Origin of the sequence: Janthinobacterium aestuarii (assembly GCF_051380835.1) — a bacterium.
Classification (GTDB): Bacteria; Pseudomonadota; Gammaproteobacteria; order Burkholderiales; family Burkholderiaceae_D; genus Janthinobacterium; species Janthinobacterium aestuarii.
In genome coordinates this window covers 81,301-95,535 of sequence record NZ_JBNYXU010000006.1, presented here as the reverse complement: position 1 = coordinate 95,535, position 14,235 = coordinate 81,301, and the positions used below count along the sequence as shown (strand labels likewise).

Below are 14,235 nucleotides of genomic sequence, written 5' to 3'. Positions count from 1 at the left end.
GCGGATTACTCGTAGCCGTAGGCGCGCAAGCCCGCCTCGTTGTCGGCCCAGCCCGACTTGACCTTGACCCAGATTTCCAGGTACACGGGGCCGCCGAACAGCTTTTCCATATCCAGGCGGGCCTGGGTGGACACTTCCTTCAGGCGCGCGCCCTTGTTACCGATGATCATGGACTTGTGCGTATCGCGCTCGACCAGGATGGCGGCGAACACGCGGCGCAGATCGCCTTCCTGCTCGAATTTCTCGATCAGCACGGTGCTCGTGTACGGCAGTTCGTCGCCGACGAAGCGGAACAGTTTTTCGCGCACGATTTCCGAGGCGAGGAATTTCTCGCTGCGGTCCGTGATGTCATCCGGGCCAAAGATCGGCTGGTTTTCCGGCAGGAAGCGTTTGATTTCGTTCTGCAAGCCTTCCAGCTGGAAGTGCAGCTTGGCCGAGACGGGAACGATGGCGGCGAAGTCGCGCATGGCGGCGACCTTTTGCGCGAACGGCAGCAGCACGGCCTTGTCTTTCACGCGGTCCGATTTATTGATGACGAGAATGCACGGTACTTCCTTCGGCAGCAGGTCCATCACTTGCTGGTCGGCCGGGCCAAACGTGCCCGCCTCGATCACGTACAAAATCACGTCCGAGGAAATCAGGGTGTTCGTGACGGTCTTGTTCAGCGTCTTGTTCAGCGCGTTCGAATGGCGCGTCTGGAAGCCAGGCGTGTCGACGTAGATGAATTGCGCGTCCGGCACCGTCTGGATGCCCGTGATGCGGTGGCGCGTCGTTTGCGCCTTGCGCGAAGTGATGCTGACCTTCGCGCCGATCAGCACGTTCATCAGAGTCGATTTGCCCACGTTCGGGCGGCCCACGATGGCGATATAGCCGCAGCGGAAGTTGTCGGGCATTTTGGTGGCTGTCATGCTAGTGTCGATTCTGTTTAGTGTGAGCGGCGATCGCCGGGGCAGCCGGGGCTTGCGCGTCGTCGCTCTGGATGGTGGCAATGCCGGCCAGCTTGAGCTGGGCGGCGCGCGGTTTGGGCTTGCGGCTGGCGGCAGGCGACTTCAACAGCGCCTGCTCGGCCACGTCCAGCGCCAGTTTGGCGGCGGCTTGCTCACCGGCGCGGCGGCTTCCGCCACGGCCGTAGACCTGGATGTTCAATTTCGGCACCAGGCATTCGATCTCGAATTCCTGGCTGTGGGCGGCGCCGTGGGTAGCGACTACGTTATACTGTGGCAGCGAAATTTTCTTGCTTTGCAAAAACTCCTGCAGCAGGGTCTTGGCATCCTTGCCCAAGGTTTGCGGATCGACCGAGTCGAGGATGGGAATGTAGAACGCGCGGATCACCGTGCTGGCCGCATCGAAACCCGTGTCGAGGAAGATGGCGCCCAGCAAGGCTTCGAGGGTATCGGCAAGGATCGATGGACGGCGGAAACCGCCCGATTTCAGTTCGCCTTCGCCCAGGCGCAAGAATTGCGACAATTCCAGCTTTTGCGCGATTTCATACAGCGACTGCTGTTTCACCAAATTGGCGCGCAAGCGCGACAGGTCGCCCTCGTCAATGGACTTGAAACGTTCGTACAGGATGGAAGCGACCACGCAGTTGAGGATGGAGTCGCCGAGGAATTCCAGCCGCTCGTTATGCAAACTGCTGTGGCTACGATGCGTCAAGGCTTGCTGCAACAGGCCAGCATCCTGGAACGTATAGCCTAAACGGGTTTGCAATAGCTGAAGATTCATTGTTGTTTCTGTGTCATCTGAGTAATTCGGCTGGCCGCCGCGCGGGGAATCGGCACGGCAGCCATAGGGACGGCCTAGTGTATGCCGCCCACTCTTTTCGGATTGCTGAAGTTCATCCACACGAGGAAAGCCTTGCCGACGATGTTCTCGTTCGGCACGAAGCCCCAGTAGCGGCTGTCCGCGCTATTGTCGCGGTTGTCGCCCATCATGAAGTAATTGCCTTGTGGCACTACACACGTAAAACCGTCTTCGTTGTAGTTGCACGCATCCTTGTGCGGGAAATCCTTCACTTCGCGCAAGTTCAACGTAGGAGCAGGCTCGTCGTTGAGGATGCGGTGGCTGACGCCCGTCAGGTTTTCTTCCAGCTGCTTGTGGTAGACAGTGCTTTCATCGTCCAGGTAGTCGTCCAGCGGCGTGTACGCCACTTCCTTGCCGTTGACCGTCAAGCGCTTGTTTTCATAGGTGATTTTATCACCGGGCACACCGATCACGCGCTTGATATAGTCTTGCGACATATCTTTCGGGTACTTGAACACCATCACGTCGCCGCGCTGCGGATCGTTGACTTCAATGATGCGCTTGTTGACGATCGGCAAACGAATACCATAGGTGAACTTGTTCACCAGGATCAAATCGCCCACCAGCAAGGTTGGCACCATCGAGCTCGACGGGATCTTGAATGGCTCGTACAGGAACGAACGCAGGCAGAACACGAGGGCGATGACGGGGAAGAAGCTGCCCGAATACTCGACCCAGGTCGGCTGGCGCAACAGGGCCGCCTCGATGCTGGCGCGGCTGCCGCCCGCATCGGACTTGATGCCCTCGGCGGCCAGCTTGGACTGGCGCGCATCGAATTCAGCCAGGGCACGGTCGGCCGCCTTGCGGCGCTGCTTGGACAGATAAAACACATCGAGGCACCAGACCAGGCCCGTCAACACCATCAGCACGAACAGGATTAAAGCGAAATTTCCTAAAATCACTTGCAGGTTCATTGATTAACCATCCACTTGTAAAATTGCTAGGAATGCTTCTTGCGGGATCTCCACGGAACCCACTTGCTTCATGCGTTTCTTGCCCGCTTTTTGTTTTTCCAGCAATTTTTTCTTGCGGCTGATATCGCCGCCATAGCACTTGGCCAGCACGTTCTTGCGCAAGGCTTTCACGTTCTCGCGCGAAATGATGTTCGCGCCGATGGTCGCTTGAATCGCCACGTCGAACATCTGGCGCGGGATCAGTTCGCGCATCTTGGCGGCTACCTGGCGACCACGGTACTGGCTGTTCGAACGGTGGACGATGATGGCCAGCGCATCGACTTTTTCGCTGTTGATCAGCATGTCGACCTTGACCACGTCGGCCGCGCGGTATTCCTTGAACTCGTAATCCATCGAGGCATAGCCGCGCGACGTCGATTTCAGGCGGTCGAAGAAGTCCAGCACGATCTCGGCCATCGGCATTTCATACACGAGCTTGACCTGGCGGCCGTGGTAGCTCATATCCATCTGGATACCGCGCTTGCCGATACACAAGGTGATCACGGAGCCCACGTATTCCTGCGGCATGTACAGATTGACGGTGACGATAGGCTCGCGCACTTCCTCGATACGCGACGGATCGGGCATCTTCGACGGGTTGTCGACGTTGATCATGGTGCCGTCGCGCTGGATCACTTCGTACACCACGGTTGGCGCCGTGGTGATCAGGTCCATGTCGAATTCGCGCTCGAGGCGCTCCTGCACGATTTCCATGTGCAGCAAGCCCAGGAAGCCGCAACGGAAGCCGAAGCCCAGCGCCTGCGACACTTCCGGCTCGTACATCAGGGCCGCGTCGTTCAGTTTCAGCTTTTCCAGCGAGTCGCGCAGCGCGTCGTACTGGTTCGCTTCCACGGGGAACAGGCCGGCGAACACTTGCGGCTGCACTTCCTTGAAGCCGGGCAATGGCGCGGCGGCAGGACGGTTGGCCAGGGTGACGGTATCGCCCACCTTGGCTGCCTTCAATTCCTTGATGCCGGCGATGATGAAGCCCACCTGGCCTGCCGACAATTGCGGCAACGATTGCGAACGTGGCGAAAACACGCCGATGTCTTCCACCAGCTGCACCGAATCGGTGGCCATCAGGCGAATCTTGTCTTTCGGTTTCAGGGTACCGTTGATGACGCGCACCAGCATGACCACGCCCACATAGGCGTCATACCAGGAGTCGACGATCAGCGCCTGCAGCGGCGCGTCCGGGTCGCCCTTCGGTGGCGGCACCTTGACGATCAGTTGCTCCAGCACGTCCAGCACGCCGAAGCCCGTCTTGGCCGAGCAATGCACGGCGTCGCCCGCATCGATGCCGATCACGTCTTCGATCTCGGCAATGGCGCTCGGCGGGTCCGCGTTCGGCAAGTCGATCTTGTTCAGGACGGGCACCACTTCCACGCCCAGGTCCAGCGCCGTGTAGCAGTTGGCGACCGTTTGCGCTTCCACGCCTTGCGACGCGTCCACGACCAGCAACGCGCCTTCGCACGCCGACAGCGAGCGCGACACTTCATAGCTAAAGTCGACGTGGCCCGGCGTATCGATCAGGTTCAGGTTGTAGATCTGGCCGTCGCGCGCCTTGTAGTGCAGGGCCGCCGTTTGCGCCTTGATGGTAATGCCGCGCTCGCGCTCCAGATCCATCGAATCGAGCACCTGCGCCTCCATCTCGCGGTCGGACAAGCCGCCGCACAATTGAATGATGCGGTCAGCCAGGGTCGATTTACCGTGGTCAATATGGGCGATGATGGAGAAATTGCGTATGTTGTTCATTAACTAATATATGTGCGAGTGACGACACTGCTTAACAGGAATCAAGGGGATCATGTCCGGGCCAAACCCGGCGCCCCGCTCATGATAAAAAAAGCGCTCCGAGCAGGACATCTGCATGCCCAGGCGAGCGCTTTTGAAGCGACAGAAGCTGCTGCCTCGGACAGTAGCTTTTTCGACCTCCCCATTTTACCGGATTTCAGAGTAGAAAGCCCGTCTTATGAGGCCGGCACCGGGGCAAGCCGACATTTTCAGCTGTTTTCAGCACCAGAATGGTGCAATGCAGTGTCAATATTGACAATCAAGCTACACCAGGCAGCGCCGCACGGCCTCCTCGTCGAGGAAATAATGGCATAGCTCAGGCTGCGCCAGGTCGCCGAACAGCACCGGCACCAGCTCGTCGAAACGGGCCAGCAAGCTTGCATCAGGCGACTCGTCGATGTCGATCACGTCGACCGTGAACGACTTTCCGGGCGGCTGCAGCAGGAGCAAGGCGTCGAGCATGTCCTGGCAAAGGTGGCAATAACTGCGGGAATAAAGGGTGAAGTGCATGGCGGGCAGGATACCGCATCCCGGCCGCAGCCGGAATGCGGGATGATCACATAGTTACTTCGCCGATGGACGCAGCGAAACGAATTGCGCCACGTCGCCACGGCGCACCAGCAAGGCCGACGTCTTCTTCGGATCGAGCTTGGCGACCAGGGCATTGAACTGCCTGGCGTCTTTCACGGCAACGTTATTCAGCTGCAAGATCACATCGCCAGGCTGCAGGCCGGCCAAGGCCGCCACGCCATCGGCCTCGTCGACCTGCACGCCCGCGTCGATCTTCAGTTCCTGCTTCTTCGCGGCCGGCACGTCGCTGACCTTCAGCCCCAGGGCATTGACGGCTTGCGCTTCCGGCTCCTTGGCGCTCTTCTTCGCCGTTTTCTCGCTTTCCAGCTCGACGACGGTGACGGGAATGTCCTGCTGTGCCCCCTTGCGCCACACAGTAAGCGTGGACTTGCCGTTGACGGCGGCGCCGCCCACGAGGCGCGGCAGGTCGGAAGAGCGCTCGATCGCTGCGCCGTTGAATTTCAGGATGATGTCGCCCGGCTTGATGCCCGCCTTGTCGGCCGGACCGCCCGGCTCCACCATCGACACTTGCGCGCCCTTGGCATTCGGCAAGCCCAGCGATTCCGCCACGTCCTTGCTCACTTCGCCGATCTGCACGCCGATGCGTCCGCGCACGACTTTACCCGTCTTTTTCAGCTGCTCGCCCACGCGCATGGCTTCATCGATGGGCACGGCAAATGAAATGCCATTGTAGGCGCCGGACAAGGTAGCGATCTGCGAATTGATGCCGATCACTTCGCCGCGCATATTGATCAGCGGACCGCCCGAGTTGCCGGGATTGACCGCCACGTCGCTCTGGATCAAGGGCAAATAGTCGCCCGTGTCGCGTGACTTGGCGGAAATAATGCCGGCCGTCACCGAGTTTTCCAGGTTGAACGGCGAGCCGATGGCAATGACCCACTCGCCCACGCGTATCTTGTTCGAGTCGCCGATGGTCAGGCGCGGCAGGTTCCCACCCTCGATTTTCAGCAGGGCCACGTCGGTGCGCGCATCGGCGCCGATCACCTTGGCCTTGAATTCGCGCTTGTCCGTCAGGGTCACGTAGACTTCATCGGCGCCGTCGACCACGTGGGCATTGCTCAGCACGTAGCCATCGGCCGAAATGATGAAGCCGGAACCGACGCCGCGCTGCACTTCCTGCTCCTGCGGCACGGCGCGGCGGCCGCCGCGTGGCGCCTGCTGGCGCGGCGTCGGCATGGCGCCGCCAAAGAAGCGGCGCAGGAATTCCTGCATTTCCTGTTCATCCTGGCTGCCGACGCCGGCGCCGTTCATTTTCAGGCGCTCGGTGGTGCGGATATTCACGACGGCCGGGCCGACGGCATCGACCAGGTCCGAGAAATCAGGCAATTTCACGGCCGGCACGGCAGCCTGCGCCTGTGGCGCCAGGCCCAGCATGGAGGGAGCAAAAAAGACGCCAGCCGTACCGAACAATAAGGCGGAAAGCGTCTTCACTGAAAACGACTTGCTGGCAGCACACATGTTTTTTTTCATGGAAAAGATCTTCTCGAATATAGAAACGGATCAAACCGCGGATCAGACTATTGCCTGCGTGCATGATTGGCCGTCACGACGGAATCCCGGGGGCGAACACACCGGCAGCGCGCATGGCAAACAATGCAACAATATATCGCAAAAGCAAGATATTGCCTGCGCACAGTGTCAATCGTACCGAACTCCAGTGTCAAGAGGGCGACAGGAACGTTAAGCCTGGCATAAGATGGCAAACAGTTCTTAGCGTTGCGCCAGCGGCCCCGCCTCCAGCGGCTCGGCAGTGCCGGGCGGCACGATTGCGGCGGACAGGGGCAGCAGCGGCTCAGCATGGGCAGCCGGCCCCTCATGCGCCGCCTCGGCGGCCAGGCGGCTGGCCAGGCGCGCATCGAACTGGGCGCTCAATGCATGGCCGCACTGCTCCGAGCGCAGCACGTCACCGATATGGCGATAGGCATCCCAGGCCTGCCGCCCCTCGTCCGTGTCGAGGGCGGCAAAAGCCAGTTCGAGTTCGCTCGCCGCCAGCTCGCCATCGGCCAGTGCGGAAATAGTCTCGTGCAATCTTGTATGCGTATCCATGATGGGTCCTGCCATTTCAAAGGGATCGGTGCGGAAACCGGACACAGCCATGCCAACCTCATACTCCCAGATTACCAGCGCTTGTCAATTGGCATGTCCAGCAACGGCTTCAATTTCTCCGCAATCACTTCGCGCGCGCGAAAAATCCGGCTGCGCACGGTGCCGATGGGGCACGCCATGATCTCCGATATTTCTTCATAGCTCAAGCCCTCGATCTCGCGCAGCACGATGGCCGTGCGCAATTCGATGGGCAGTACATCCATGGCCGCATTGACGGTGGCCGCAATCTGCTTGCTGGCCAGCACCGATTCGGGCGTATTGTTGTCGCGCAATTTATTGCCATCATCGAAGGACTCCGCCTGCTCGGCGTCGGTATCGCTGGACGTGGCCGCGCGGCGCCCCTGCGTGACAAGATAATTCTTGGCCGTATTGATGCCGATGCGGTACAGCCAGGTATAAAAGGCGGCATCGCCGCGAAAATGGCGCAGCGCCCGGTATGCCTTGATAAAGGTTTCCTGCACCACATCTTCGGCCTCCGCCGGGTCATGCACTAGGCGCGACACAAGGCGCATCAAGCGGCGCTGGTATTTCGATACCAGCACATCAAATGCCCGTTTGTCGCCAGCCTGCACCCGCTCGACCAGTAACTGATCATACTCGCGCTCTGTCCTCACGCCCAATGTCCCTGTAGTCATGCAGCGTGGGCGCCTGTATGGATATAGAGTTGGCCCGCTGCAAGAAGTTCAGTGTTCGCCCCATTTTTATTCCTTCCCATTCCGCGCCGCGATGGCCCGGCACGCCACGGCCAGCGGGCGGAAGGCGGCGCAGCTGCTGCCGCGCTGCACCAGCACCTGCGTGCGCCGCCCCACGGCATCGGCCAGGCACAGCACCAGCAGCGATGGCCACAGGGTCGAGCCCGGTAACAGGCGCAGCCCCAGCGGCACCGCCACGCTGCTGGCATCCATCCCTGGCGCTCCGCCATGCTCCAGATATACCGCCAGCCGCAACTGGCCAACCGGCGAAATATCAAGCGTGTGCGGCTTTCTGCGCCTGCGCAGCAAAGCCAGTAAAAACACGCCGCCAGCCGCACTCAGCAGTGCACCGCTCCAGCCCAACGCATAAGCGCCCACCATCTGGCCGGGGCCAGGGCCGAACACGGCCGCAACGCGCCACGCACCGCTCAAGGGCCAGGCAGCCAGCAAGGCACACAGTCCCAGCGCCGCTTGCAACAGACGCAAACAGACAGGCGTGCGAATAACAGCCGCTACCGCGATTGACATACTTCATGGGAAAAAAAGGCGCGCCGGCAACATGCCGGGCAAATTCAGGCACCAACGAATGTTGGCACCGAATCAGCGCTCACTACAGTTTGACCGTAGCGAGCGCTTGAAAGTTCCTGCTTATTTCGCTTTACCGAAAATCAGCGTGCCATTCGTTCCGCCGAAGCCGAACGAATTCTTCACTGCATAATCGATCTTCATATCCCGCGCCGTGTTGGCACAGAAATCGAGATCGCAAGCCGGATCCTGGTTGAAGATGTTAATGGTCGGTGGCGACACCTGATGGTGCAATGCCAAGACCGTAAACACCGCTTCCAGGCCGCCCGCGCCGCCCAGCAAATGGCCCGTCATCGACTTGGTCGAGTTGACAACCAGATTCTTGGCGTGCTCGCCGAAGGTGCGTTTGATGCCCATCACTTCCGCCACGTCGCCTTGCGGGGTCGACGTGCCGTGCGCGTTCAGGTACTGAATCTGATCCGCGTTCAAGCCAGCGTTGTTGAGGGCCGCGATCACCGATTTGCTGCCGCCGCTGCCATCTTCCAGCGGCGAGGTCATGTGATAAGCATCTGCGCTCATCCCGAAACCATGCACTTCGGCATAGATCTTGGCACCACGGGCCACCGCGTGCTCGTACTCTTCCAGCACCATGACGCCAGCGCCCTCGCCCAGCACGAAGCCGTCGCGGTCGGTATCCCACGGACGCGATGCCGTCGCCGGATCGTCGTTACGGGTCGACAAGGCACGCGCTGAAGCGAAACCGCCCAGGCCCAGTGGCGACACGGTCGATTCAGCACCGCCGGCGATCATGACGTCGGCATCGCCGTACTCGATCATGCGCGCTGCGGCACCGATGCTGTGCAAACCGGTGGTACACGCTGTAACGATCGCCAAGTTCGGGCCCTTCAGACCATATTTGATCGAAAGGTTGCCAGAGATCATGTTGATAATCGAGGCAGGCACGAAAAATGGCGAGATACGGCGCGGACCGCGCTTTTCGTACTCGGACTTGGTTTCCTCGATCAGCGGCAAGCCGCCGATACCGGAACCGATGATCACGCCGATACGCTCGGCATTTTCTTCGGTCACTTCCAGGCCGGAGTCCTGCATCGCCTGGATGCCCGCAGCCATGCCGTAATGGATAAAGGTATCCATGTGGCGGGCTTCCTTACCGGAGATGTACTCTTCGATATTGAAGCCTTTGACTTCACCAGCAAAATGCGTGGTGAATGGCTGTGCATCAAACTTGGTAATCGTGGCAATGCCGGATTTACCTTCAATGATTGCGCCCCACGCCTCGGCAATAGTATTGCCGACAGGTGAAACGCAGCCCAGGCCGGTGACAACAACACGACGGTTTTTAGAACGGCTCAAGCGATTCTCCTGAAGTCGGTCAGACAGGCTTAGGCCTTGACGTGTGCAGTGGCGTAGTCGATCGCCTGTTGCACGGTGGTGATTTTTTCAGCTTGTTCGTCAGGAATTTCCATTTCGAATTCGTCTTCCAGGGCCATGACCAGTTCCACGGTGTCCAGGGAATCGGCGCCGAGATCGTCGACGAAGGAGGATTCGATTTTGATGTCTGCTTCTGCAACGCCCAGTTGCTCAGCGACGATTTTCTTAACGCGTTGTTCGATATCCGACATGTTATGGCTCCAAAGTGTGTGTTACGGAAAGTGCGCGCATTTTATCAGGTTTGCGCGTCCGAATACTAATTTCGGTGTCTGCTGCTAATTCGACCGAAGCTGCTGCTAAAAGATGCGATTATAGACAAAAACGGCCGTTGAATCATGCCACAAACGCCCGCCCCGTCTAGCTTTCACATCAATTCATGTACATTCCACCGTTCACGTGCAGGGTCGTGCCCGTGATATAGGCCGCTTGCGGCGAGGCCAAAAAGGCTACCGCCGCTGCCACGTCTTCCGGTTTGCCCAGGCGGGACAGGGGAATTTGCGTCAACAGGGCCGCGTGCTGCTCTTCGCTCAGCGCCTTGGTCATGTCGGTATCGATGAAGCCCGGCGCGATGCAGTTCACGGTAATGTTGCGGCTGCCGATTTCGCGCGCCAGGGCGCGGCTCATGCCTTCCACGCCGGCCTTGGCCGCCGCGTAATTCATTTGCCCCGGATTGCCCGACGACGCCACCACCGACGTGATATTAATGATACGCCCAGTTTTGGCTTTCATCATGCCACGCAACACGGCGCGCGACAGGCGGCCAACGGCCGACAGGTTCGTGGAAATGACGCTGTCCCACTCTTCATCCTTCATGCGCATGGCCAGCTGGTCTTGCGTGATGCCCGCATTGTTGACGAGGATCGACAGGCTGCCGTAGGTTTTCTGCACTTCATCGACGACGGCCGCGCAGCGCGCCGCGTCGGTCACGTTCAGCACCAGGCCCTTGCCCGTCACGCCTTCGGCGGCCAGGTAATCGGTGATCGCTTGCGCGCCGCTTTCCGAGGTGGCGGTGCCGACCACGGTGGCACCCTGTTTGCCCAGTTCGGTGGCGATAGCGCGGCCGATGCCGCGCGAGGCGCCCGTGACCAGCACGACTTGATTTGCTAAATTCATGAGTATCCTTAAGTGCAAGCGCGGCAGGCAAGCTGCCGCGATCTGATGTTTATTTGAGCTGCGTCAAAATACGTTCCAGCGATGCCTGGTCGACGATGGCGTCACCCACGAGCACGGGATCGATACGCTTGGCCAGGCCCATCAGGACCTTGCCCGGACCGCATTCGATCACTTGCGTGATGCCCTCTGCCGCCACTTTTTGCATAGTTTCCACCCAGCGCACGGGGCTGGCTGCCTGGCGCACGAGCGCATCCTTGATGCCGGCAACATCGTTGACGATGGCCACGTCGACGTTGTTGATCAGCGCGATCTGCGGCGCCGAGAACGTCAAGCGGGCCATGTATTCGCGCAAACGGTCCGATGCGGGTTTCAGCAGCGACGAGTGGAATGGCGCGGAGACGGGCAGCTTCATGGCGCGCTTGGCGCCCTTGGCCTTGGCCAGTTCGCAGGCGCGCTCAACTGCCGCCGTATGGCCAGCGATGACCACTTGCGCTGGCGCATTGAAATTGACGGGCTCGACCACGAGGACCGGGTTTTCCGCCGCCGCTTCCGCACAGGCAGCGCGCACGTCGTCGTCCGACAGGCCCAGCACGACAGCCATCGTGCCCTGCCCGACGGGCACGGCTTCCTGCATGGCTTGCGCGCGGAAACGCACGAGCGGCACGGCATCCTTGAACGAAATGACGCCCGCGGCGACCAGCGCCGAGTATTCTCCGAGACTGTGACCGGCCACGACCGTCGGCACGGGGCCACCAGCCGCCAGCCAGGCGCGGTAGAAGGCCACGGCCGCCGTCAGCATCACCGGTTGCGTATTGGTGGTGAGGTCCAGCTCTTCCTTCGGACCTTCGGCGATCAGCTTGCCCAAGTCGAATTGCAGGGCATCCGACGCTTCGGCCACGGTTTGCGCAACCACGGGGTTGCCGGCGAAACCGTCGAGCATCGCAATCGCTTGCGAGCCTTGGCCTGGGAAAACAAATGCAAATTGTGTCATGTCGACTCCGTTTTTTTACTATTTATTCAGAGAACCAAATGCAGCCGCTGGGGTACGACCCAACGGGTCGGCCCCCGAAATCAGCCTTCGGCCATCACATCTTTGCCAGTACGGCGCCCCAGGTAAAGCCGCCGCCTACGCCTTCCATCATGACGTTGTCGCCCTTCTTGACCCGGCCGTCGCGCACGGCGATGTCGAGTGCCAGCGGGATCGAGGCGGCCGAGGTGTTGCCATGCTGGTCGACGGTGACCACCATCTTTGCCAAAGGCAAGCCGAGTTTCTTGGCCGTGCTGTTCATGATGCGGATGTTCGCCTGGTGCGGGATCAGCCAGTCGATCTGGTCCGACGTCATGTTGGCGTGTTCCAGGGCTTCATGCGCGACTTTTTCCAGTACGGACACGGCCAGCTTGAAGACGGCCGGGCCATCCATGTACAGGAACGCGCTGCCGTCGAGCGCGCCGCCAGCCAGGCTGCCCGGCACGCTGAGGATGTTCGAGTGGCGGCCGTCCGCATGCAGCTTGGTGGCCAGGATGCCCGGCTCTTTTGACGCCGTCATGACGATGGCGCCGGCGCCGTCGCCGAACAGCACGCAGGTGCCGCGGTCGTCGAAATTGAGGATGCGCGAAAACACTTCGGCGCCGATCACCAGCACGTTCTTGTGCATGCCCGACTGGATGAAGCTGTCGGCCGTGGCCACCGCATACACGAAACCGCTGCAGACGGCTTGCACGTCGACGGCGGCGCAGTTGTTCGTGATGCCCAGCTTGTTTTGCACGATGCAGGCGGTACTGGGGAAGCTGCCGAAGAAATCGGGAGTCGAGCTGGCGACGATGATCAGGTCGAGATCGTTGCCGTTCAGGCCAGCCATTTCCAGGGCCTTTTTGGCCGCTTCCACGCCCAGGTCCGAGGAATTTTGCGTTGGCGCCGCGTAATGGCGCGCCGAGATGCCGCTGCGCGAGACGATCCATTCATCCGACGTCTCGATGCCCTTGGCGGCGAGCTGTTCGGTCAAGTCCTGGTTGGTGACGCGCTTCTCCGGCAAGTAGCTGCCGGTACCGATAATTTTGCTGTAAGTTTTGCTAAAAACAGTCATGCAAGTACCCGTCCACTAAATGGTAGAGCTTGTTGATGTAGGTTCATCCGGAACTGGCGTGCGCGGCATCAGCTCGGCGATCATGCTGGCCAAGTGCGCTTGCACGTCATTTTTTGCCGCATCAAAAGCGCGGCGCAAGGCCCATTCGAACGAATAGGCATCGGCGCTGCCATGGCTCTTGAAGACGAGGCCACGCAAGCCCAGCAGGCTGGCGCCGTTGTAACGCGAAGGATTCAAGCGGTTGCCGATGGCTTTCAGGGCCCCGCGGGCGATCAGCGCGCCCAGCATGGTAATCGGATTGCGCTTGAATTCGGAAGTGAGCACGTCTTTCATGAAGCGTGCCAGGCCTTCGATGGCTTTCAGGGTGACGTTGCCGACAAAGCCGTCGCAGACGACGATATCGGTCGTGCCCTTGAAGATGTCGTTGCCTTCCACGTTGCCATAGAAGTTCAGCGCGCCACGCTCGTGGTCTGCCTGCAGCAGCTTCGAGGTGAGTTTCACCACTTCATTGCCCTTGATATCTTCCGTGCCCACGTTCAGCAAGCCGATCGTCGGGCGCTCGATGCCTTCCATGGCGGAAACGAGCACGGAACCCATGATGGCGAACTGGTGCAAGTGATGCGGTTCGCAATCGACGTTCGCGCCCAAGTCCAGCATGTAGGTCGGGCCGTTCTTTTGATTCGGCAAGATGCTGCAGATGGCCGGGCGGTCGACGCCGGACATGGTCTTCAATACATAGCGCGACACGGCCATCAGGGCTGCCGTATTGCCGGCGGAAACGGAGGCTTGCGCCACGCCGTTCTTGACCTGTTCGATGGCCACGCGCATGGAGGAATCCTTCTTGCGGCGCAGGGCCACTTCCAGGGGGTCGTCCATGGTAACTTGTTCGGAGGCATGCAATACCGACAGGCGCGGATGCGTGTCGGCTTTATGTTTCTTCAGTTCGGCACGGATCACGTCCTCCAATCCAACAAGGATCAGTTCGGCTTCAGGCTCATGTTTTACGAAGGAAATTGCTGCGGGGATAGTGACTGAGGGACCGTGATCTCCGCCCATGCAGTCGATAGAAATTTTGATTGTCATTTGTGTTGATTCAATACCGCTGCGGGCGTGCGGCAAGAT

15 protein-coding genes are annotated in these 14,235 nt (G+C 60.0%); all 15 read right to left on the bottom strand.

Translation table 11 applies throughout. The annotated features are described in order from the left end of the window. Window positions 1-5 precede the first annotated feature (5 nt). Complete coding sequence (gene era, locus ACQ4WO_RS16965; RefSeq protein WP_046683972.1) at window positions 6-908, bottom strand: GTPase Era; 903 nt, start codon at window positions 906-908, stop codon at window positions 6-8. A 1-nt stretch (window position 909) separates the two neighbouring features. Then, window positions 910-1,725, bottom strand: a complete 816-nt coding sequence (rnc, locus tag ACQ4WO_RS16960; protein ID WP_034749615.1) for a ribonuclease III — start codon at window positions 1,723-1,725, stop codon at window positions 910-912. Between the two features lie 74 nt (window positions 1,726-1,799). Then, entirely contained in the window at window positions 1,800-2,717 is a 918-nt protein-coding gene (gene lepB / locus ACQ4WO_RS16955; RefSeq protein ID WP_034749618.1) for a signal peptidase I, read from the bottom strand. A gap of 3 nt (window positions 2,718-2,720) precedes the next feature. Beyond that, a complete protein-coding gene (gene lepA, locus ACQ4WO_RS16950; protein WP_034749621.1) occupies window positions 2,721-4,511 on the bottom strand; it encodes a translation elongation factor 4 in 1,791 nt (596 codons plus the stop codon). A gap of 303 nt (window positions 4,512-4,814) precedes the next feature. Beyond that, window positions 4,815-5,060: a glutaredoxin family protein gene (locus tag ACQ4WO_RS16945; protein ID WP_436482438.1), complete on the bottom strand. Its 246-nt coding sequence runs from the start codon at window positions 5,058-5,060 to the stop codon at window positions 4,815-4,817. Between the two features lie 54 nt (window positions 5,061-5,114). Then, window positions 5,115-6,611, bottom strand: coding sequence for a DegQ family serine endoprotease (locus ACQ4WO_RS16940; RefSeq protein WP_436482437.1), 1,497 nt, complete (start codon window positions 6,609-6,611; stop codon window positions 5,115-5,117). A 240-nt stretch (window positions 6,612-6,851) separates the two neighbouring features. Beyond that, window positions 6,852-7,187: an RseA family anti-sigma factor gene (locus tag ACQ4WO_RS16935; protein ID WP_436482436.1), complete on the bottom strand. Its 336-nt coding sequence runs from the start codon at window positions 7,185-7,187 to the stop codon at window positions 6,852-6,854. Window positions 7,188-7,258: 71 nt separating this feature from the next. Further along, the gene (gene rpoE, locus ACQ4WO_RS16930) at window positions 7,259-7,882 is read right to left on the bottom strand and encodes an RNA polymerase sigma factor RpoE (RefSeq protein ID WP_436482435.1); all 624 of its coding nucleotides are present in this window, start codon (window positions 7,880-7,882) and stop codon (window positions 7,259-7,261) included. A gap of 66 nt (window positions 7,883-7,948) precedes the next feature. Further along, window positions 7,949-8,425 (bottom strand): hypothetical protein, encoded by a 477-nt coding sequence (locus ACQ4WO_RS16925; RefSeq protein WP_436482434.1) that lies wholly within the window; start codon window positions 8,423-8,425, stop codon window positions 7,949-7,951. Between the two features lie 162 nt (window positions 8,426-8,587). After that, window positions 8,588-9,838 (bottom strand): beta-ketoacyl-ACP synthase II, encoded by a 1,251-nt coding sequence (gene fabF / locus ACQ4WO_RS16920; protein ID WP_034749634.1) that lies wholly within the window; start codon window positions 9,836-9,838, stop codon window positions 8,588-8,590. A 29-nt stretch (window positions 9,839-9,867) separates the two neighbouring features. Continuing rightward, the gene (gene acpP, locus ACQ4WO_RS16915) at window positions 9,868-10,107 is read right to left on the bottom strand and encodes an acyl carrier protein (protein ID WP_008449912.1); all 240 of its coding nucleotides are present in this window, start codon (window positions 10,105-10,107) and stop codon (window positions 9,868-9,870) included. A gap of 178 nt (window positions 10,108-10,285) precedes the next feature. Next, window positions 10,286-11,029, bottom strand: a complete 744-nt coding sequence (fabG, locus tag ACQ4WO_RS16910; protein ID WP_034749638.1) for a 3-oxoacyl-ACP reductase FabG — start codon at window positions 11,027-11,029, stop codon at window positions 10,286-10,288. Between the two features lie 49 nt (window positions 11,030-11,078). Then, a complete protein-coding gene (fabD, locus tag ACQ4WO_RS16905; protein ID WP_436482432.1) occupies window positions 11,079-12,020 on the bottom strand; it encodes an ACP S-malonyltransferase in 942 nt (313 codons plus the stop codon). Between the two features lie 94 nt (window positions 12,021-12,114). Continuing rightward, complete coding sequence (locus ACQ4WO_RS16900) at window positions 12,115-13,113, bottom strand: beta-ketoacyl-ACP synthase III (protein WP_436482430.1); 999 nt, start codon at window positions 13,111-13,113, stop codon at window positions 12,115-12,117. A gap of 15 nt (window positions 13,114-13,128) precedes the next feature. Next, complete coding sequence (gene plsX / locus ACQ4WO_RS16895; RefSeq protein WP_034749647.1) at window positions 13,129-14,196, bottom strand: phosphate acyltransferase PlsX; 1,068 nt, start codon at window positions 14,194-14,196, stop codon at window positions 13,129-13,131. Window positions 14,197-14,235: the final 39 nt, after the last annotated feature.

Coding starts and splice junctions, on each gene's coding strand:
- era (WP_046683972.1), bottom strand. CDS start 908: ATGACAGCCACCAAAATGCCCGACAACTTCCGCTGCGGCTATATCGCC.
- rnc (WP_034749615.1), bottom strand. CDS start 1,725: ATGAATCTTCAGCTATTGCAAACCCGTTTAGGCTATACGTTCCAGGAT.
- lepB (WP_034749618.1), bottom strand. CDS start 2,717: ATGAACCTGCAAGTGATTTTAGGAAATTTCGCTTTAATCCTGTTCGTG.
- lepA (WP_034749621.1), bottom strand. CDS start 4,511: ATGAACAACATACGCAATTTCTCCATCATCGCCCATATTGACCACGGT.
- ACQ4WO_RS16945 (WP_436482438.1), bottom strand. CDS start 5,060: ATGCACTTCACCCTTTATTCCCGCAGTTATTGCCACCTTTGCCAGGAC.
- ACQ4WO_RS16940 (WP_436482437.1), bottom strand. CDS start 6,611: ATGAAAAAAAACATGTGTGCTGCCAGCAAGTCGTTTTCAGTGAAGACG.
- ACQ4WO_RS16935 (WP_436482436.1), bottom strand. CDS start 7,187: ATGGATACGCATACAAGATTGCACGAGACTATTTCCGCACTGGCCGAT.
- rpoE (WP_436482435.1), bottom strand. CDS start 7,882: ATGACTACAGGGACATTGGGCGTGAGGACAGAGCGCGAGTATGATCAG.
- acpP (WP_008449912.1), bottom strand. CDS start 10,107: ATGTCGGATATCGAACAACGCGTTAAGAAAATCGTCGCTGAGCAACTG.
- fabG (WP_034749638.1), bottom strand. CDS start 11,029: ATGAATTTAGCAAATCAAGTCGTGCTGGTCACGGGCGCCTCGCGCGGC.
- fabD (WP_436482432.1), bottom strand. CDS start 12,020: ATGACACAATTTGCATTTGTTTTCCCAGGCCAAGGCTCGCAAGCGATT.
- ACQ4WO_RS16900 (WP_436482430.1), bottom strand. CDS start 13,113: ATGACTGTTTTTAGCAAAACTTACAGCAAAATTATCGGTACCGGCAGC.
- plsX (WP_034749647.1), bottom strand. CDS start 14,196: ATGACAATCAAAATTTCTATCGACTGCATGGGCGGAGATCACGGTCCC.